Origin of the sequence: Caballeronia sp. LjRoot34 (assembly GCF_964253815.1) — a bacterium.
GTDB lineage: Bacteria > Pseudomonadota > Gammaproteobacteria > Burkholderiales > Burkholderiaceae > Caballeronia.
Map to the genome: position 1 here is coordinate 1,937,047 of NZ_CAXUSB020000001.1, position 18,564 is coordinate 1,955,610.

The window sequence follows — 18,564 nt, forward strand, 5'->3', positions numbered from 1 at the left end:
AAGCACGGGCGCAGGCCACGGCGAGGCGAGCACAGTTCCCGGCTCAAGCGGAGATCAGCGGCAAATCCGGAGAGTTCCTTCCGCGCCGGCCGCCATCAACTATCAACTATCGGTCAGCAACTGCCACAACAGCGCGCCATTCAGCAGCACGATCAGCGCTGCGCACAACCACGCCAATGCGAGCGGAATGCGCTTGACGCGCCATCGGCCCATGAGTCCGGCATCGGATGCGAAGCGCACGAGGGGAATCACGGCCAGCGGCAACTGCAAGCTCAGCACGACCTGGCTTGCGACAAGCAACTGGTTTGACCCATGTTCCCCGAATGCGCCGACCGCGAGCAGGGCCGGTCCCATTGCCAGTGCGCGGGTGAGGAGCGCTCGCGCCCATCGCGCAATCTTCAGTTGCAGGAACCCTTCCATGACGGCTTGTCCGGCTAGCGTGCCGGTCACCGTGGCGTTCAGTCCGCACGCCAGCAACGCGGCGGCGAAGATGATGCTTGCCCACTGATTGCCAACCAGCGGTGCGATCAGGCGGTGGGCATCGGCGAGATCGTTGACGTCGTAGTGGCCGTTCGCGTGGAATACGGCGGCCGCCACGATCAGCAATGACGCGTTGACGGTGAACGCCAGGCTGAGGGACGCGAAGGTATCGATATTGACGCCTGTCATGGCGTTGGCGATGGCTTCGTCGTCGCCGTTCTTCGCGTGGTCCTTGACGAGTGCGGAGTGCAGATAGAGGTTATGCGGCATGACGGTGGCGCCGAGGATACCGGCGGCGAGCCAGATCATGCCTGCGTCGCGCAGCAGGGCGGCGGGCGGTGCAAGACCCGCCAGTGCACCGCGCCATGAAGGGTTGGCGAGCGCGAGTTCAACGACAAAACAGAATCCTACGAAAAAGATCAGCGTCGTCACGGCGATCTGGAGCGGCCGCTGTCCACGGCTTTGGAGCGCGAGCATGGCGAACGTGCCTATCGCCGACATCAGGACGCCCACGGTAAGCGACACGCCTAGCAGCAGTTGAAGCGCGACTGCGCTGCCGACGACTTCGGCGACATCGCAGGCGATGATGGCGATTTCGCTGGTAATCCAGAGAAAGAGCGTGGTGCGTCGGCTGTAGCGTCGGCGGCAGAGTTGTGCGAGATCCTGGCCGGTCACCACGCCTACTTTCGATGCGAGCCATTGCAGCAGCAGGCCCATCAGGCTTGCGAGCAGGACGACGCTAAGTAATTGATAGCCGTATTTGGCGCCGCTTGCGAGCGCGGTAGCCCAGTTGCCCGGGTCCATATAGCCGACTGCGACCAGGGCGCCGGCGCCGACGAACGAGAACCAGCCGCGTTTGGGGGCCGAGTCGTCCAGTTGGCCGGCCTGATGTCCGGATGCTGGATCAGATTGCGGATCGTCCGCGGTGCCGGTTCGTACGAGAGCGGACGGATTCGTGTTCATGCGGTTTGTGGCCTGTTTCCTGAAGCTGGACGTTGCGAAGCGGTTGAGGAAAAAGGCGTGAGCAGTGAAACGGGCCACCGGCCTGCACATCGAAAAACAGCGTGTCGCGCCCAGCGATAAAGCACGGTGCGAGCCTGTACCGCGCTAGCGTGATGCTCTAAAGGCGCGGTTATGGGACGAATGAATCGCATGGGTTTCCGCACGAGCGCCTCAATAATGACATTACGTAAGCATGTGCACGGTTGGATTCAACAATGCCGGTATGGTCTTTGTAGCTGAGACCAGCCACCCGCAGCCCCGCAAAACCCACTCCATACCAGCGTCGGTCAAACGCGCCCCTTGTACACTTCACGCGACAAAACTCGCCGATTGTTTTTTGCGAAGCCCCCTTTTGATGATAGTTTTCGTTTTTTTGAGATCGTCTCGACCCAGCAGGAGGGAAAGCGCGAATCGAGACGGGGAAACCAACGATCGGCAAGTCGAAAGGGCGGAGAAACTGAAATGACAGAAAAAGTGGCGGACCGGTTGTCGAAGCGTTCGGGGGCATCAGGCGCGGCTGCACGGATACCGGCGTGCGTGGTTTCGATCACCGTGGCTATCGCGGGCGTGGCGGCGTTATCGGCACCGCTGGCGGCATCGGCGAAAGACACTCAGCTCAACGTATACAACTGGTCGGACTACATCGCGAAAGACACGATTCCGAACTTCGAGAAGCAGACGGGCGTCAAGGTCAAGTACGACAACTACGACAGCGACGACACGCTGCAAGCCAAGCTGCTCACCGGCAATTCGGGCTATGACATCGTGGTGCCCACCAGCAACTATGCCGGCAAGCAGATCACGGCAGGGATCTTCTCCCCGCTCGACAAATCCAAACTCCCCAACCTCAAATACCTCGACCCTGCCCTGATGAAGCTGGTCGCGGGCGCCGATCCGGGCAACCAGTACACGGTACCGTGGGCATATGGCACCACGGGTCTTGGCTACAACGTCACGAAAGTCCAGCAGATCCTCGGCAAGAACGTGCCGCTGGATAACTGGGACATCCTGTTCAAACCGGAAAACATCTCGAAGCTCAAGGCCTGCGGCGTATCGGTACTCGACGCCCCTGACCAGATGTTCGCCGCCGCGCTGCACTACATCGGCAAGGATCCGATGAGCACGAACCCCGCCGACTACCGCGCCGCGCTGGCGATGCTCAAGAAGATCCGTCCGTACATTACGCAGTTCAACTCGTCGGGTTATATCAACGACCTGGTCGGCGGCGACATCTGCTTCGCGTACGGCTGGTCGGGCGACGTGGTGATCGCCAAGCATCGTGCGGAAGAGGCGAAGAAGGCGTACAAGATCGAGTACTACATCCCCAAGGGCGGCGCGCCGGTGTGGTTCGACGTGATGGCGATTCCGAAGGACGCGAAGAACAAGGAAGCCGCGCTCGAGTGGATCAACTACATCGAGACGCCGCAAGTTCACGCCGCGATCACGAACGAGGTGTATTACCCGAGTGCGAATACGGAGGCGCGGAAATACGTATCGAAGGATGTTGCCGACGATCCGGCCGTGTATCCGCCGCAAGACGTGATCAAGACGCTGTTCCTGCTCAAGCCGTTGCCGCCGGAAATCCAGCGTTTGCAAACGCGGCTCTGGACGGAATTGAAGTCCGGACGCTGATCCTGATTCCGGTAAGGTTGCCGAGGTCGCCAAGGTCGCATCAGGCAGTCGATAAACGCGAAGCCCCTGGTTCTCCGGGGGCTTTGTTCGTGGCCCGCGATTTTGTTGGTGGCCTGGTCGAAAGATAAAGTTAAAAAAGCAGCACGAATGCGCGTAGCGCAGGAGCCGGGCAGCAGATCATGAGTGAGCAGCAGTCGAGCGCAGTGTCCGCCGGACCGGGCAATCAAGGCGGTCCGGGCGGTCCCAATGGCCGCAGGCCGGAACCGGGTTTGCGGGCCCCGGACTGGGCGGCGGAGAATTTCGTACGGATCGTCGATGTCGTCAAGAAATTCGACGAGACCGTTGCAGTGAAAAGCGTGAATCTCTCAGTGAAAAAGGGCGAACTGTTCGCGTTGCTCGGCAGTTCCGGCTGCGGCAAGTCCACCTTGCTGCGCATGCTCGCGGGGCTGGAGTCGGTCACCTCAGGCCAGATTGTGATCGATGGCGAGGATCTCGCGAGCATGCCGCCGTATCGCAGACCGGTGAACATGATGTTCCAGTCGTATGCGCTGTTTCCGCATATGACGGTGGAATCGAACGTGGCGTTCGGGCTCAAGCAGGAGGGCGTGCGCGGCGCGGAACTCAAGGAGCGCGTGCACGCGACGCTCGATCTCGTGCAGATGGCGAAGTATGCGCAGCGCAAGCCGCACCAGTTGTCGGGCGGCCAGCAGCAGCGCGTGGCGTTGGCCCGCAGCCTGGTCAAGCGTCCGAAGCTGTTGCTGCTCGACGAACCCATGTCCGCGCTCGACAAACAGATTCGCCTGCGCACGCAGATCGAGCTCGTGAATATCCTCGATAAGGTCGGCGTGACCTGCATGATGGTCACGCACGATCAGGAGGAAGCGATGACCATGGCCGGCCGGATTGCGGTCATGAGCGAAGGCGAGATCGTGCAGATTGGCACCCCGCATGAGGTCTACGAATATCCGAACAGCCGCTTCACCGCCGAATTCATCGGCTCGACGAATCTGTTCGACGGCATCGTAGTGGAGGACGAACCGGATCATGTGTTCGTGGAAACGACGGAGTTGCCGTCGCGGCTGTATGTGAATCATGGCATCACGGGCCCGCTCGGTATGCCGGTCACCATCTCGGTCCGGCCCGAGCGCATTGCGTTGACGCGCAAGCCGCCCGACGGTTCGTACAACTGGGGCCGGGGCACCGTGGCGAACATTGCGTATATGGGCGGCTACACGCTGTATCACGTGAAGCTGGACAGCGGCAAGGTGGTCGTGGCGAATCTGTCGAGCCTCGCGATTGGCCAGATCGATTCACCCACGTGGGACGACGAGGTCTTCGTACGCTGGACAGCGTCTGCAGGCGTGGTGCTCACCGCATGAAAACGCTGCATTTACTGAGCTTGCTCAAGCAACGCTTCGGCCTGTCAGGCAGGACGGCGGTGATTTTCGGGCCGTATCTGTGGCTTGTGCTGTTGTTCCTCGTGCCGTTCCTGCTGGTCGTCAAAATCAGTTTCTCCGATTCGCGTCTCGGGATTCCGCCTTATACGGAATTGACGGCGATGAAAGACGGCGTGCTGAGTATCGCGCTCGATTTTTCGCATTACGCGTTTCTCGTGACGGACAGCCTGTACTTCGCGACCTACATGAATTCGCTGTTGGTGGCGGGGGTGTCCACGCTGCTGTGCCTGCTGATTGGTTATCCGATGGCGTATTACATTGCGCGTTCGAATCCGGCGAACCGCAATCTGCTGATGATGGCCGTCATGCTGCCGTTCTGGACGTCGTTCCTGATTCGCGTGTATGCGTGGATCGGGATACTGAAGAACAACGGCTTGCTGAACAACTTCCTGATGTGGACCGGGATTATTCATTCGCCTATCGAGCTGTATCACACGAATATCGCGGTTTATATCGGCATGGTGTATTCGTATCTGCCGTTTCTCGTGATGCCGCTTTACGCCCATCTGGTGAAGATGGATCTCACGCTGCTTGAAGCCGCTTACGATCTCGGCGCGAAACCGTGGAAAGCGTTTCTGCAGATCACGCTGCCGTTGTCGAAGAACGGGATTATCGCGGGTTGCTTGCTGGTGTTTATTCCTGCGGTGGGCGAATACGTGATTCCGGAATTGCTGGGTGGCGCGGATACCCTGATGATCGGCCGCGTGATGTGGAATGAATTCTTCGATAACGCCGACTGGCCCATGGCTTCCGCCGTCACCTGCGCCATGGTTTTGCTGTTGCTGGTTCCCATGGCGTTGTTCCAGTATTACCAGGCGAAGCAACTGGAGGAGAAGCGATGATTGAACCCAGCCGCTCGCTCCGGTTCACGTTTCTGGGTCTCGGATTCCTGTTTCTCTATATTCCGATCGTGAGTCTGGTGGTGTATTCGTTCAACGAGTCGCAACTCGTGACCGTATGGACGCAATTTTCGCTGAAGTGGTACGCGGCGTTATTACACGACGACGAATTGATCAATGCAGCATGGTTATCGATTCGAATTGCGGTGTTCACGGCGTGCGCGTCCGTGGTGATCGGGACATGGGCGGGATATGTGCTCGCGCGCATGGGGCGGTTTCGCGGCTTCACGCTTTATGCCGGCATGATCAACGCGCCGCTCGTGATACCCGAAGTGATTCAGGGGATTTCACTGTTGCTGCTGTTTGTGGAAATGGCGAAGGTATTTGGCTGGCCGGCCGGACGTGGCATTTTCACGATCTGGATCGGCCACGTGATGCTGTGTATTTCCTACGTCGCGATCATCGTGGAATCGCGGGTCAGGGAATTGAATCCATCGATTGAAGAGGCCGCGCTCGATTTGGGCGCGACGCCATTGCGGGTGTTTTTTTCGATTACGCTGCCGCTGATATCGCAAGCGCTGGTGGCGGGGTGGCTGCTGTCGTTCACGTTGTCGATTGATGACCTGGTGTTATCCGCGTTCTTGTCTGGACCGGGATCGACTACGCTGCCGCTGGTCGTGTTTTCGCGCGTCCGGCTTGGGCTTAATCCCGAGATGAACGCGCTCGCCACGCTGTTCATTGCGTTTGTGACGGTCGGCGTGATCGCCGCGAACTACTTCATGCAGCGCAGCGAGCGCAGGCGGCTGACGAATGTGTTGTAGCGGCGACGATCAAGTGAGCAAACCGGGCTCAGTCGTCTTGAGCCGCCATCGCGAGATGTTTGCCGAGCGTGGCCGAGTCGGTGTTCGTGCCGCACAGCAACACACCGACGCGCTTGCCCTGCAAGGTCTCGCGTAACGGTCCGAGCAAGGCGGCGGTGGCGGCGGCGCATGCCGGTTCCACCGCCAGTTTCAGCTCGTTGAACAGATGCAGCATGCCGTGACGCAGCTCGGTGTCCGACACGGTCACCAGACGGTCGATATGTCGCCTGCACAGTTCGTAACTGTAGTCTTCGGTGTGCGGCGCCATCAACGAGTCCGCAATGCTGTGCATCGCGCCCATCTTCACGGTGTGATTCGCGGCGAAACTCTGGCCCATGGCGTCGGCGCCCTTGGGTTCAACGCCATACACGTGGATCGATGGATTCGCGAGCCGGAATGCCAGCGATACCCCCGCCGCCAGTCCGCCGCCGCCGATCGGCAGGATCACCGCGTCCAGATCGGGCGCCTGCGAGGTCCATTCGTATCCGAGCGTCGACGTGCCCACAATTGTTCGATAGCCGTTGAACGGATGCACGAAATAGCGGCCTTCCTCGGCTTCTATGCGGCGCACGATCTCGAACGCTTCAGCGCCGTTTTCCGCCATGACCACCTCCGCGCCGAAACGGCGGCAGAGCGCCAATCGTGCCGGACTGGCGGTCTTGATCATCACGACCTTCGCGCTGATCTGAAGCCGCATCGCGGCATACGCGACCGCCACCGCGTGATTGCCCGCCGATACGCACGTCACGCCCGCGTCGCGTTCGCTCTCCTTGAGCGCGAGCAGATGCGAAAAGGCGCCGCGCGTCTTGAACGTGCCGCCGACCTGCAGCAACTCGAACTTGAAGTTGACCGGCGTGCCTTCCAGCATGGGGAAGTCGTGGCGCTCGAAGGTCGGCGTGCGCGCGACCCACGGCGAGAGCGTCATGTGCTGGCTGGCGATATCGTCGAGTGTGGGAATCGGCGTGCCGTCGATGGTGTTATCGGAATGATGGGCGGTGGACATGGAGAGTGGTTGACGGCGTAACGATTAATGAGGCGGAGCAACAAATTCGGTTCTTATGCAAATTACGGGGCACGCGAGCGCCATCGCTCATACCGGCGCCGCTTCAGCTAACACGCGCTCTCGAAACCGCGGCGGCAAATCGCCCGGCGTCAGCAAATCGACCGCCACGCCAAGCATGTCTTCCAGTTCCATTTGCAAGCCACCCAAGTCGAACAGCGTTGCGCCGGGCAACGCGTCAACCAGTAAGTCCAGGTCGCTGCCATCCTGATCGGTGCCATGCAAAACCGAGCCGAACACGCGCGGGTTCGCCGCGCGGAAGCGGCCTACCGTTTCGCGGACCGTGTCACGTTTGAGATCCAGAGCGGCGGAAGGTTTCACTCAAGTTTTATTAAATCAACGCACTTGCGCCTCGACCGACATGCTGTGAATGAACTTGCTCAAGAACGCTTCACACGCCGCAAGCTGCTCCAGCGACACGTATTCGTTCGCCTTATGCGCCTGCTCGATATTTCCCGGCCCGCACACAATACTCGGCACGCCCGCGAGCTGGAACAAACCCGCTTCCGTGCCGTAAGCCACCTTGCGCTTCTCCTGATTCGCGGTCAGCGCGCGCACCAGTTGCGTGATCGCCGCCTGCTCGGACGCATCGAGCCCAGGAGCCGCAGCAATCTTCGAGAACTCGATCGCCGCGTTCGCATGTTCTTTCTGCATCTTCGGCAACAACGTTTCCCGCGCGTACTTCTCAATACGCTGATAAATCGGCTCGGGATCGAGCGTCGGTAAATTGCGGAATTCGAACGCGAAATTGCATTCGGCGGGCACTGTGTTGATCGCGTTGCCGCCACTGATCGTGCTGGTCTGCGCGGTCGTGAAGGGCACGTCGTACTGTTCGTCGAACGGGCCTTGCGCGCGGAATTCATCGGCGACGTCGCGGATGTAGCAGATCAGCCGCGCTGCGTATTCGATCGCGTTCAAGCCCTTCGGTGTCAGCGACGAATGCGCGGCGAACCCGCGCACGCAGCAGTTGTATGCGTTGATGCCCTTATGCGCGATGACTGGCCGCATGCTGGTCGGCTCGCCCACAATGCAGCCGTCCGGCCGCAGCCCTCGTTTTTGCAGGTCGGTAATCATCAACGGTGCGCCGGCGCAGCCGACTTCTTCATCGAAAGAGAGGGCGAAGTGGATTGGCCGTGCGAGTTTCGTGGCCTGCATCTTCGGCAACAAGCTCAGCGATGCACCGATAAACCCCTTCATGTCGCACGTCCCGCGACCGTACAACAGGCCATCGCGGATTTCCGGCTTGAACGGATCGCTGTCCCATTTCTGGCCGTCTACCGGCACCACATCCGTATGCCCGGACAGCACGATACCGCCGTTCGTCGCGCCATCGTGCGCGGGTACCGTCGCGAACAGGTTGGCCCATTTGCCCGATGGATCGGTGCTGAGCGTGCTTTCAATACCGGCTGCGCGCAATTCGTCGCGGACGGTTTCGATCAGGCCCATGTTCGGGTTGCGGCTGACGGTGTCGAAGGAGACGAGCTTCTTGATCCACGGCAACGACGCCAAACCGGAATCAGAAGAGGGTGTTTGCGCGACGGAAGCCGTCGATTCAGCGATCTGTGACATGACGCTCTCCTTGGAATTTTTCACTTTCGATAATACCGAAAAAACCGGCCGCGCACCGCCGGACAAGGCGATGCGCGGGTATGAAGCGGGTTGAATCTGTTAGCGTGAGGGCGCAACCGCGGCTGCCGGTTTCTGCTGGCGCACCGGTGCGCCAAGCGCACGCAGCGTTTCCTTGACCGTCGAAATCCGCACGGCAAGATCCGGACTGCGCACTTCTATACGCAGCTTGTCCTGCCCCGCGAGCTTGATGTGCTTGTTCTTCTGCACCATCTCGATGATCTTCATGGCATCGACGGGCGGGTTCGGAATGAATTGCAACGAGATCACATGCTCGGCCGCGTCGATCTTCAGAATGCCCAGCGGCTTGGCCGCGAGGCGCAGCTTATGCGTTTCGACCAGCGCGCTCGCCTGGGGCGGCAACTTGCCGAACCGGTCGATGAGCTCTTCCAGGATGCTGTCGATCGCATCGCTCGTTTCGCAGTTCGCCATGCGTTTGTACAGCGACAAACGTTCTTGAACGTCGCCGCAATAATCGGCGGGAAGAATGGCCGGTGCGTGCAGATTGATCTCGGTCGTGGCGGCGAGCGGTGAGTTGAGATCGGGTTCGCGGCCTTCCTTCAGCGCCCGCACGGCGTCGTTGAGCATGTCGGTGTAAAGCTGGAAACCGATCTCGTGGATTTCGCCCGATTGTTTATCGCCGAGCACTTCGCCCGTGCCGCGAATTTCCAGATCGTGCATCGCGAGATAGAAGCCCGAACCGAGTTCTTCCATCTGCTGGATTGCTTCCAGCCGCCGCTGTGCCTGTTTCGTCAGCGCGGCCGGATCGTGAACCAGCAAATACGCGTAAGCCTGATGGTGCGAACGCCCGACGCGCCCGCGCAACTGATGCAACTGCGCGAGGCCGAATTTATCGGAGCGATGAATCAGGATCGTGTTTGCGCTTGGCACGTCGATCCCCGTTTCGATAATCGTCGTGCATAGCAGCACGTTCGCGCGCTGGCCGACGAAATCGCGCATCACGCGTTCGAGTTCGCGCTCGTGCATCTGCCCGTGCGCGACCGCGATTCGCGCTTCCGGCACCAGCGCTTCGAGCATCGAGCGACGGTTTTCAATCGTCTCGACTTCGTTGTGCAGGAAATAAACCTGGCCGCCGCGCTTGAGTTCGCGCAGCATCGCCTCGCGGATCACGCCGTCTTCTTCGCGTCGAACGAAGGTCTTGATCGCGAGGCGCTTTTGCGGCGCGGTGGCGATGATCGAGAAGTCGCGCAACCCTTCCAGCGCCATGCCGAGCGTGCGGGGGATGGGCGTTGCGGTGAGCGTCAGCACATCGACTTCAGCGCGCAGCGCCTTCAAGGCTTCCTTCTGGCGCACGCCGAACCGGTGCTCCTCGTCGATGATCACCAGCCCAAGCCGCTTGAACACGACATCAGAGGAGAGCAATTTATGCGTGCCGATGACAATATCGATCGTGCCATCATTGATTGCGGTAATCGATGCCGCGACTTCCTTCGTGCTCTTGAAGCGCGACAATTCGGCGATCTTCACGGGCCAGTCGGCGAAACGGTCGGTGAACGTGTTCGTGTGCTGTTCGGCGAGCAGGGTGGTTGGTGACAGAATCGCGACCTGCTTGCCCCCCATCACCGCGATAAACGCCGCCCGCAGCGCCACTTCCGTCTTGCCGAAGCCGACGTCGCCGCAAACCAGCCGGTCCATCGGCTTGCCACTTGTCATATCGCCGATAACAGCGGTGATCGCCGCGGCCTGATCGGGCGTTTCCTCGAAGCCGAAACTCTCCGCGAACTTCGCGTAATCGCGCGCTTCGAGCGGGAACGAATGACCTTCGCGCAGCGCGCGGCGTGCGTAAAGATTGAGCAGTTCGGCGGCGGTATCGCGAATTTGCTGCGCGGCTCGGCGCTTCGCTTTGTCCCACTGACCGGAGCCCAGCGCGTGCAACGGCGCGCTTTCCGGGTCGGCGCCGCTGTAGCGCGAGATCACGTGCAACTGGGCGACCGGCACGTACAGCTTGCTGTCGTTCTGATATTCGAGGTGCAGGAATTCGGTTTCGCCTTCGCCCAGATCCATCGATACCAGGCCCATATAGCGCCCGATACCATGCTGCGTATGCACGACCGGATCGCCGATTTTCAGCTCCGAGAGGTCGCGCACCATCGAATCGACGTTGCTCGCCTGCTCTTGCCGACGCCGTCCGGCGCGCCGCGTGAGTTGTCCGTATAGCTCGGTCTCGGTGATGATCGAGATGCCTTCGCCGGGCAGCGCAAAGCCGTTCGCTAGCGGTGCGACGCCCAGCGAGAATTTGGCGTCGCCGGTGAGCCAATCCTGGAAGGTATCGTCGAGCGATGCGCGCAGGCCGTTATCGGCGAGGAGTTGCTGGATTGTCTCGCGGCGTCCGGCGGATTCGGTCGCGAACAACACGCGATTCGGCGTTTGCTCCAGATAGTGACGCAGCGCGAGCAATGGCTCTTCGGCGTGGCGATCGATCGCCAGACCCGGCAACGGCACCGCCCAACCGCCCTCGGGCGTGGCCGGGAACTTGATCTGCGCGAACGGTTTGGCGAACGAGAAAAAGTCGTCGTCGCTGAGAAACAGGCGCTGCGGTTCGAGCAGCGGCCGCTCGCGATCGTGAGACAAAAAGTTGTAGCGCTGCCGCGTGTCGTTCGTGAAGCGCTTGATGGCCGCGTCCATGTCGCCGACGAACGCCAGTTGCGCGTCTTGCGGCAGGTAATGAAAAAGCGTGGCGGTTTCGTCGAAGAACAGCGGCAGGTAATACTCGATCCCCGCCGCCGGCACGCCATTGCCGATGTCCTTGTATATCGATGAACGGCTTGGATCGCCCTCGAACACCTCGCGCCAGCGGCTGCGGAAAGCGGTGCGCGCGGGTTCATCGAAGGGAAATTCGCGGCCGGGCAAGAGGCGCACGTCGCGCACCGGATACAGGCTGCGCTGCGTGTCGGGATCGAAGGCGCGGATGGAATCGACCTGATCGTCGAACAAATCGATGCGGTACGGCAGCGGTGAGCCCATCGGATACAGGTCGAGCAGCGAACCGCGCACGCAATATTCGCCGGGCCGCACGACCTGGCTCACATGCTCATAGCCCGCAAGCGTCAACTGGCTCTTCAGTTTCGCCTCGTTCAGCCGCTCGCCCTGCGTGAACGAAAACGTATACGCAGCCAGAAACGATGCCGGCGGCATTCTGTAAAGCGCAGTGGTCGCGGGCACGAGCAGGATGTCGCAGCGACCTTCACCCAGATCGTGCAGCGTCGCCAATCGTGCCGAAACCAGGTCCTGATGGGGCGAAAACGTGTCGTAGGGCAGCGTTTCCCAGTCGGGCAGAAGCCTTACCCTGGCGTCCGGCGCGAAAAACGGAATTTCGGCCGCGAGCCGTTGCGAATCGACAGCGCTCGCGCACATGACGACCAATAACGGGACCTTTTCGCGAAAAGCCAGGTGGTAACGTGCCAGGGCGAGGGCGTCGGAGGAACCGGTGGCGCCATCGAAGGCAAAGCGCTGACCGGCTTTGACGAGTGCGATAGGGGACGTTGACTGCAAACTGACGGCTTTTGAAGGCATAAAGTGTGCGGGGAACCGTTCGCATGCGAAAGTGCACGCGGGACCGGCATGGTCGCGATAGACCTATTATAAAATCCGGGCTTCACTTTTGACTTGGGCGTTTTCAACTCGTGACTTCCCGCCTGTTCGCCCTCATCCCGTGTGCCGGTTCCGGCAGCCGTTCTGGTGCACCGATGCCGAAGCAATACCAGACTATCGGCCGCCATCCGATGCTGCGTTATTCGCTCGCCGCCTTTGACGCCTGTTCCGAATTTGCCCAGACGCTGGTCGTGCTGGCGCCGGGCGATCATCATTTCGATGACCGCCGTTTCGCCGGCTTGCGTTTCGCCGTGCAACGCTGCGGTGGCACGACGCGGCAGGCGTCGGTGTTTAATGGGCTTGCGGCGCTGACCGGCTTTGGTGCGCGCGACGATGACTGGGTGCTTGTACACGACGCGGCCCGCCCCGGGCTCACGCCGGAGATGGTCCGCAGGCTGGTGAGCGAGTTGAAGAACGACCCGGTTGGCGGAATTCTGGCGCTGCCGGTGGCTGACACGCTCAAGCGGATCGAGGCTGAAGGCGTGGCGCATACAGAAGGGCGCATTGCCCGCACGGAGTCGCGTAACGGCTTGTGGCAGGCGCAGACGCCGCAGATGTTCCGTCTGGGCATGCTGCGCGATGCAATCACGCGGGCGCAGCAGGACGGCCACGATCTTACCGACGAAGCCAGCGCCATCGAATGGCTGGGGCACGCGCCAAGGCTGATTCAGGGAAGCTTGCGCAATTTCAAGGTCACGTATCCGGAAGATTTCGCACTGGCGTCGGCTATGCTCGGCGGAGTTTGATTAAGCGATTTGAAGCAGCGGTTTGAAGCAGTTGCCCCTTTACTTTCTAGGACCATCGATGGATTTCAGAATCGGACAAGGCTACGACGTTCACCAACTGGTCGAAGGCCGGCCGCTCATCATCGGTGGGGTCAGTATTCCCTACGAGCGCGGGCTGCTTGGTCATTCGGATGCTGATGTGCTGCTGCACGCGATTACGGACGCGCTGTTCGGCGCTGCGGCAATGGGCGATATCGGCAGGCATTTTCCGGATACGGATGCGAAATTCGCCGGAGCGGATAGCCGGGTGCTGCTGCGCGAGGCTTTTTCAAGAGTCTCGGAAGCCGGCTTCGCGATCATGAATGTCGATTCGACGGTCATCGCGCAGGCGCCGAAGCTTGCACCGTATATCGAAGGGATCCGGGCGAATATTGCCGAGGATCTCGAGTTGCCGCTGACTCGAGTGAACGTGAAAGCCAAGACCAATGAGAAGCTGGGGTATCTGGGGCGCAAGGAAGGTATCGAGGCGCAGGCTGCTGTGCTGCTGATGCGTACGGGTATCGATAGTTAAAGGGGTTTTCGCTCGCGCCGGTGGATGGGGTTTTGGGGGGGCGGTTGAGGTTGGTGCCAGGGTGTTCGGTTCCGGGGGTAGCGGTCGGGGTCTATGCCGGGTTGGTGCTTTCGGCGTTAGTGGTCTGCGAGAGTCGGATTTTCTCTTTATCACTATTAGCCACTGTGCGTGGCGGCACGTCATTTCTTTGTCCAAAGCGACAAAGAAACGAAGCAAAGAAAGCGCTTTAACCACGCTACCCTAAGTGTCCACAGCGTGCAGTTTTGATTCATAGGTGCCCCAAAAGCACGGTGCTCGCCAGAGCCACGGATGTGTGAACCCCTCCTTCTCCGAACACGGATACCCACACGCTTCGCCACCAGTGACTGAATCTGCCCAAGGTTCACCCCGCGCTATCCGCGGACGACCACCCGCCGAATTTGTACGCATAACGAACCTCGTAGCCAACCTTCCTGGAAACGAAGCCGCAACGGTGCATGGGGCCGTAGCTGGTGAAAAGAATCGTGCAGGCCGCGCAACAACCCACCAAACATGAAGCCGTAAATATGCGTTCGGCCGTGTAGCCCACCAAAAAACAGTGCACGCTCGGCCAACGCACCAAGAAACGCGGCAGCGAATACGCGTGAAGCCGTGCGGGTCCCTCGGCAATTCGTGCTTGCCCGAGAACGTACGGGGCGAAGCGTGTTCGTGTCAGGATTCGCGAGAAGGAGGGGTTCACACATCCTCCGCTCTGGCGAGCACCGTGCTTTTGGGGCACCTATGAATCAAAACTGCACGCTGTGGACACTTAGGGTAGAGCGGTTAAAGCGCTTTCTTTGCTTCGTTTCTTTGTCGCTTTGGACAAAGAAATGACGTGCCGCCACGCACAGTGGCTAATAGTGATAGAGAGAAAATCCGACTCTCGCAGACCACCACGGCCGAAAGCACCAACCCGGCAGTGACCCCGACCGCTAACCCTAAGAACCCGACGCACCCCGCCAACCCCACTCCCCAACCCCGTCCACCGGCGCGAGCGCCCCCCCTTGGCTTAGTTGCCTTCAGCGGTAATCGCCAACTGAGCCGCATTGATCACGGCGGCAATCCGGCCCACATCCCGCAATTGTGTCGTGCTCATTCCCTCGCCAACGAGGTTCTCATAGTGCGACTTCACGCAAAAGTGACACTTTCCAATAATCGACGCTGCCAGCGCATACATCTCGAAGCGGCGCTTATCGACCCCGCCATGCGTCGCATACGCATTCATCCGCAACGCAGCGGGCTGCGTCTTCAGATCGGCGTTATCGGCCATTTCCAGATACGGATACCAAACGTTGTTCATGCCCATCAACGCGGCTGCGGTCAACGCGCCATTCGTTTCCTCAGCCGACAAAACGCCCGACGCGCGGATCAACGCAACAATCTTCGTCGCTTTCGCCGCATAGGCGGCAGCCAGCGCAACGCCCACGGCGTCATTGCCTTCCAGCGATGAACGCGCGATCGTGCCGTCCACGTTCAGGCGAATGTCCTTGGCGTAATCAGGAATAAGTTCTTTAATCGATGCGAGGAATTCCATAAATTTCTCCTATCTGATCAGCGATAAAAAAGCCCGCCGGCTCGAGTATGACTCAGAACGCTGACGGGCTAGAGCGCAAGCCACGAAGGCCTCGCCGCAATACAACTTACAGCGTCGAACCGCCGACAGCACGATTGCACGGGCACAGTTCGTCCGTTTGCAGACCGTCCAGAATGCGCAGGATTTCTTCCGGATTGCGGCCGACGTTCAGGTTGTTCACCGACACGTGCTGGATCACATTGTCCGGGTCGATGATGAACGTTGCGCGCAACGCCACGCCCGCTTCCTTGTCACGGATGCCAAGCTGGTCGATCAACTCGCCCTTCACGTCGCCGAACGAATAGTGGTTCAGCTTGCTCAGGTCCTTGTGTTCCCGGCGCCATGCCAGTTTCACGAATTCGTTGTCCACGCTGCCGCCGAGCAATACGGCATCGCGATCGGCGAAATCGCTGTTCAGCTTGCCGAACTCGACGATTTCCGTCGGGCAAACGAACGTGAAATCCTTCGGGTAGAAGTACAGGATCTTCCACTTGCCAGGGAACGACTGTTCGGTGATGTCTTCGAACGCCGACACGCCATTTTCTTCGTGATGATTGAAACCCGGCTTTGCAGCAGTAACGGTAAACGCTTCAACTTTATCGCCCACGGTCTTCATATGAATACTCCTGTGTTCGTTGGAAGAAAATCAAGCCTAACTGATCGCTGTAACGCTCACATGACGCAGCATCAAACTCACTCTGAGTAGCTGATGAACGCGTTGAACGGTCTTCACTATAACTCTATTGACTATTATTTTCAATAGATTTTGACTAACACGCTGGATAGCTTTTAACGAATGGACCGATAGCATCCGGACAACATCCGTTTAGCGGAAAGTGCGTTTTTCCATCGCCGGGAAGTCGATGGTCACCTCAAAACCCGCATGCGGATGGCGGTTGCGCAAGCGCAAGGTGCCACGCTGCCGGGTGACGAGCCGTTGCACGATCGCCATGCCGAGTCCGGTGCCGTTCGCCTGCGTGCGCGCTGTGTCCACGCGATAAAACGGCCGCGTGATCAACGCGACCTGATCTTCGGGAATGCCGCGCCCTTCGTCCATCACGGACAGTTCAACGCGCCCGTGATTGACCTTCGTTTGCAGCGTGATCCTGGCAATATCGTCCACTGCGCTGCGCCCATACTTGCGCGCGTTCTCCAGCAAATTGCCGATCACCCGCCGCACGTCGGTCGGATCACCTTCGATGGTCGCACCCTGGGCCAGGTCGGTTTTCATCAGCACGCCGTCTTCCGCGTAAAAACGCGCGGCCATTTCACCACCGATCAGCGATAGATCGACGGCTTCGGCCATGCGCTGCATCGGCCGGGCGTAGTCGAGGAAACGCCCGATGATCATGTCCATCTGTTCGATGTCATCGACCATCGCAAGTTTCGTCGTTTCGTCGGAAGGGCTCATCTCGGTTTCGAGCCGCAAGCGTGCAAGCGGCGTGCGCAAATCATGCGAGATGCCCGCGAGCATCAATGCACGGTCGGCATCGAGCTGTTCGAGATCCTGCACCATCTGGTTGAAACTGCGATTGGTTTCGGCGGCCACGCCCATGCCGCGTTCGGGCAACGGTTCAGGCGATTGCCCGGAGCCGACCTTGCGCGCGGCCAGCGCCAGCCGCGCGAACGGCCGGTTGACGAGGCTGGTGATGAACGCCGCCCCGAACAGCGACAGCGCGAGCGCAAAGATGCCCCAGCCCGCCCATTGCAGGCCGGTGACGTTATCGAGTTGATCGCGATCGAGCGCGACCCAGTAGTCATCGTCGTCGATCTTGAAGCTGATCCACACGCCCGGGATGTCGTTGACCGATTGCGCGATTACCGTGTCGTTGCCGAGGCGGCCGCGCACGTCGCGCTCGATCAGCCGGTTCAGCGACTCGTCGGGCTGCAAGCGATATTTATCGGTGGTTTCGCGCGGGTACACACGCACCCCTTCATTGCTCTCCAGATCCTGCAGCAATGCGCGGCGCAGATCGGGGTCGGAATAAAGGAGGGCGGTGCGCGTGAGCTTGACGACCGCGACGAGCTGAAGCGCCACGCGCTGCGCGCGCGGTTCGCGTTCGATCACCCGGAAGCTCTGGAACCATGCGGCGATGCTGACCGCAATCAGCAACGCGATCAAGGCGAAGGTCCGCCAGAACAGGCCGCCGAACGCGAGCGTCAGTAGCCGCCTGTCAATCCGCATGGTTCGCTGATGCTCTTGCTGGTGGCGCGCACGGGGCGCGTTGGTCAGAACTCAATCAGGGCTCAAATCTCAGGCCGCGCCGTCGGGGATGAATACATAACCGAGGCCCCACACCGTCTGGATAAAACGCGGGCTGCTCGGGTCCGGCTCGATCAGCTTGCGCAACCTTGAGATCTGCACATCGAGACTGCGGTCGAAGACTTCGTATTCACGGCCGCGCGCCAGTTCCATCAACTTTTCACGCGACAGCGGGGCACGCGGATGTCGCGCGAACACTTTAAGCACGGAGAATTCGCCGGTGGTCAGCGGGATTTCCTGGCCGTTCTTGGTCAGCGTCCGCGTGGCGAGATTCAAAGCGAATTCACCGAATTCGAAGACTTCAGTGGTTTCGGATGGCGCGCCCGGCAGTTCCGACGGTGACTGGCGACGCAGTACCGCATGAATCCGCGCGACGAGTTCGCGGGGGTTGAACGGCTTCGGCAAATAGTCGTCCGCGCCCATTTCCAGGCCCACGATGCGGTCGACGTCTTCGCCTTTCGCGGTGAGCATGATGATCGGCGTACGGTCGTTGCTGCCCCGTAGACGGCGGCAGATCGAAAGTCCGTCTTCCCCCGGCAACATCAGGTCGAGCACGAGCAGGTCGAAACGTTCGCGAACCCAGAGCTTGTTCATCGACGGCGCATTTTCAGCGACATAGACGTTAAAGCCCTGCTCGCCGAGATAACGTCGCAAAAGATCGCGCAAACGGGGGTCGTCGTCGACTACGAGTATTTTTGAGGGATTTTTGGTTTCCATACCCGCATCTTAGCGCGATTAGAAAGAGGACCTAGTTTGCTCCATTTCTGAGGTAACAGATAGTTACAAAATTTACGGCGAGTGTGGCACGACATAAAGGTTCTATGCGTACACTCCTTTACCTAAGCC

At 59.9% G+C, this 18,564-nt stretch carries 15 protein-coding genes; 6 read left to right on the forward strand and 9 right to left on the reverse strand.

What is annotated here, in order from left to right:
• Positions 1–102: 102 nt before the first annotated feature.
• Positions 103–1,443: an Nramp family divalent metal transporter gene (locus ACSQ36_RS08755; RefSeq protein WP_436181625.1), complete on the reverse strand. Its 1,341-nt coding sequence runs from the start codon at positions 1,441–1,443 to the stop codon at positions 103–105.
• Between the two features lie 501 nt (positions 1,444–1,944).
• On the opposite strand from ACSQ36_RS08755, the gene ACSQ36_RS08760 reads away from it, so the two are divergent.
• The 4 genes from ACSQ36_RS08760 (at position 1,945) to ACSQ36_RS08775 (ending at position 6,231) form a co-directional block, all read left to right on the forward strand.
• On the forward strand, positions 1,945–3,114 hold the full coding sequence (locus ACSQ36_RS08760) for a polyamine ABC transporter substrate-binding protein (protein ID WP_436181626.1): 1,170 nt from the start codon (positions 1,945–1,947) through the stop codon (positions 3,112–3,114).
• Between the two features lie 179 nt (positions 3,115–3,293).
• A complete protein-coding gene (locus tag ACSQ36_RS08765; RefSeq protein ID WP_436181627.1) occupies positions 3,294–4,493 on the forward strand; it encodes an ABC transporter ATP-binding protein in 1,200 nt (399 codons plus the stop codon).
• Positions 4,490–5,413, forward strand: coding sequence for an ABC transporter permease subunit (locus ACSQ36_RS08770; RefSeq protein WP_436181628.1), 924 nt, complete (start codon positions 4,490–4,492; stop codon positions 5,411–5,413). Before ACSQ36_RS08765 ends, ACSQ36_RS08770 begins: the two co-directional genes overlap by 4 nt.
• A complete protein-coding gene (locus ACSQ36_RS08775; RefSeq protein WP_436183133.1) occupies positions 5,413–6,231 on the forward strand; it encodes an ABC transporter permease subunit in 819 nt (272 codons plus the stop codon). The genes ACSQ36_RS08770 and ACSQ36_RS08775 overlap by 1 nt, the downstream gene beginning before the upstream one ends.
• Before the next feature lie 28 nt (positions 6,232–6,259).
• Here ACSQ36_RS08775 and ACSQ36_RS08780 read toward each other — a convergent pair whose 3' ends face one another.
• The 4 genes from ACSQ36_RS08780 to mfd form a co-directional block, all read right to left on the reverse strand.
• Positions 6,260–7,273, reverse strand: coding sequence for a threonine/serine dehydratase (locus ACSQ36_RS08780; RefSeq protein ID WP_213763988.1), 1,014 nt, complete (start codon positions 7,271–7,273; stop codon positions 6,260–6,262).
• Positions 7,274–7,360: 87 nt separating this feature from the next.
• Positions 7,361–7,651, reverse strand: coding sequence for a nucleotidyltransferase family protein (locus tag ACSQ36_RS08785; protein ID WP_213763987.1), 291 nt, complete (start codon positions 7,649–7,651; stop codon positions 7,361–7,363).
• Positions 7,652–7,666: 15 nt separating this feature from the next.
• Entirely contained in the window at positions 7,667–8,899 is a 1,233-nt protein-coding gene (argE, locus tag ACSQ36_RS08790) for an acetylornithine deacetylase (protein WP_436181629.1), read from the reverse strand.
• Positions 8,900–8,998: 99 nt separating this feature from the next.
• Entirely contained in the window at positions 8,999–12,490 is a 3,492-nt protein-coding gene (gene mfd, locus ACSQ36_RS08795; protein ID WP_436181630.1) for a transcription-repair coupling factor, read from the reverse strand.
• A gap of 110 nt (positions 12,491–12,600) precedes the next feature.
• Between mfd and ispD the strand changes: the two genes are divergently transcribed.
• Entirely contained in the window at positions 12,601–13,314 is a 714-nt protein-coding gene (ispD, locus tag ACSQ36_RS08800; RefSeq protein WP_436181631.1) for a 2-C-methyl-D-erythritol 4-phosphate cytidylyltransferase, read from the forward strand.
• Positions 13,315–13,372: 58 nt separating this feature from the next.
• The gene (ispF, locus tag ACSQ36_RS08805) at positions 13,373–13,864 is read left to right on the forward strand and encodes a 2-C-methyl-D-erythritol 2,4-cyclodiphosphate synthase (protein WP_436181632.1); all 492 of its coding nucleotides are present in this window, start codon (positions 13,373–13,375) and stop codon (positions 13,862–13,864) included.
• A 1,027-nt stretch (positions 13,865–14,891) separates the two neighbouring features.
• Here the strand turns inward: ispF and ACSQ36_RS08810 are convergent.
• From ACSQ36_RS08810 to ompR, 4 genes are all read right to left on the reverse strand, one after another.
• Positions 14,892–15,416, reverse strand: coding sequence for a carboxymuconolactone decarboxylase family protein (locus ACSQ36_RS08810; protein ID WP_213763982.1), 525 nt, complete (start codon positions 15,414–15,416; stop codon positions 14,892–14,894).
• A gap of 106 nt (positions 15,417–15,522) precedes the next feature.
• Positions 15,523–16,071 (reverse strand): peroxiredoxin, encoded by a 549-nt coding sequence (locus tag ACSQ36_RS08815; protein ID WP_213763981.1) that lies wholly within the window; start codon positions 16,069–16,071, stop codon positions 15,523–15,525.
• A 210-nt stretch (positions 16,072–16,281) separates the two neighbouring features.
• A complete protein-coding gene (locus ACSQ36_RS08820) occupies positions 16,282–17,640 on the reverse strand; it encodes an ATP-binding protein (protein ID WP_213763980.1) in 1,359 nt (452 codons plus the stop codon).
• Between the two features lie 69 nt (positions 17,641–17,709).
• On the reverse strand, positions 17,710–18,435 hold the full coding sequence (ompR, locus tag ACSQ36_RS08825) for an osmolarity response regulator transcription factor OmpR (protein WP_031359745.1): 726 nt from the start codon (positions 18,433–18,435) through the stop codon (positions 17,710–17,712).
• Between the last annotated feature and the right edge of the window lie 129 nt (positions 18,436–18,564).

Bases quoted from the DNA above. Each gene is read 5' to 3' on its own strand.
- ACSQ36_RS08810 (WP_213763982.1), bottom strand. From the start codon at position 15,416: ATGGAATTCCTCGCATCGATTAAAGAACTTATTCCTGATTACGCCAAG.
- ACSQ36_RS08765 (WP_436181627.1), top strand. From the start codon at position 3,294: ATGAGTGAGCAGCAGTCGAGCGCAGTGTCCGCCGGACCGGGCAATCAA.
- ACSQ36_RS08780 (WP_213763988.1), bottom strand. From the start codon at position 7,273: ATGTCCACCGCCCATCATTCCGATAACACCATCGACGGCACGCCGATT.
- ACSQ36_RS08760 (WP_436181626.1), top strand. From the start codon at position 1,945: ATGACAGAAAAAGTGGCGGACCGGTTGTCGAAGCGTTCGGGGGCATCA.
- ACSQ36_RS08770 (WP_436181628.1), top strand. From the start codon at position 4,490: ATGAAAACGCTGCATTTACTGAGCTTGCTCAAGCAACGCTTCGGCCTG.
- ispF (WP_436181632.1), top strand. From the start codon at position 13,373: ATGGATTTCAGAATCGGACAAGGCTACGACGTTCACCAACTGGTCGAA.
- ACSQ36_RS08820 (WP_213763980.1), bottom strand. From the start codon at position 17,640: ATGCGGATTGACAGGCGGCTACTGACGCTCGCGTTCGGCGGCCTGTTC.
- argE (WP_436181629.1), bottom strand. From the start codon at position 8,899: ATGTCACAGATCGCTGAATCGACGGCTTCCGTCGCGCAAACACCCTCT.
- mfd (WP_436181630.1), bottom strand. From the start codon at position 12,490: ATGCCTTCAAAAGCCGTCAGTTTGCAGTCAACGTCCCCTATCGCACTC.
- ACSQ36_RS08815 (WP_213763981.1), bottom strand. From the start codon at position 16,071: ATGAAGACCGTGGGCGATAAAGTTGAAGCGTTTACCGTTACTGCTGCA.
- ompR (WP_031359745.1), bottom strand. From the start codon at position 18,435: ATGGAAACCAAAAATCCCTCAAAAATACTCGTAGTCGACGACGACCCC.
- ACSQ36_RS08755 (WP_436181625.1), bottom strand. From the start codon at position 1,443: ATGAACACGAATCCGTCCGCTCTCGTACGAACCGGCACCGCGGACGAT.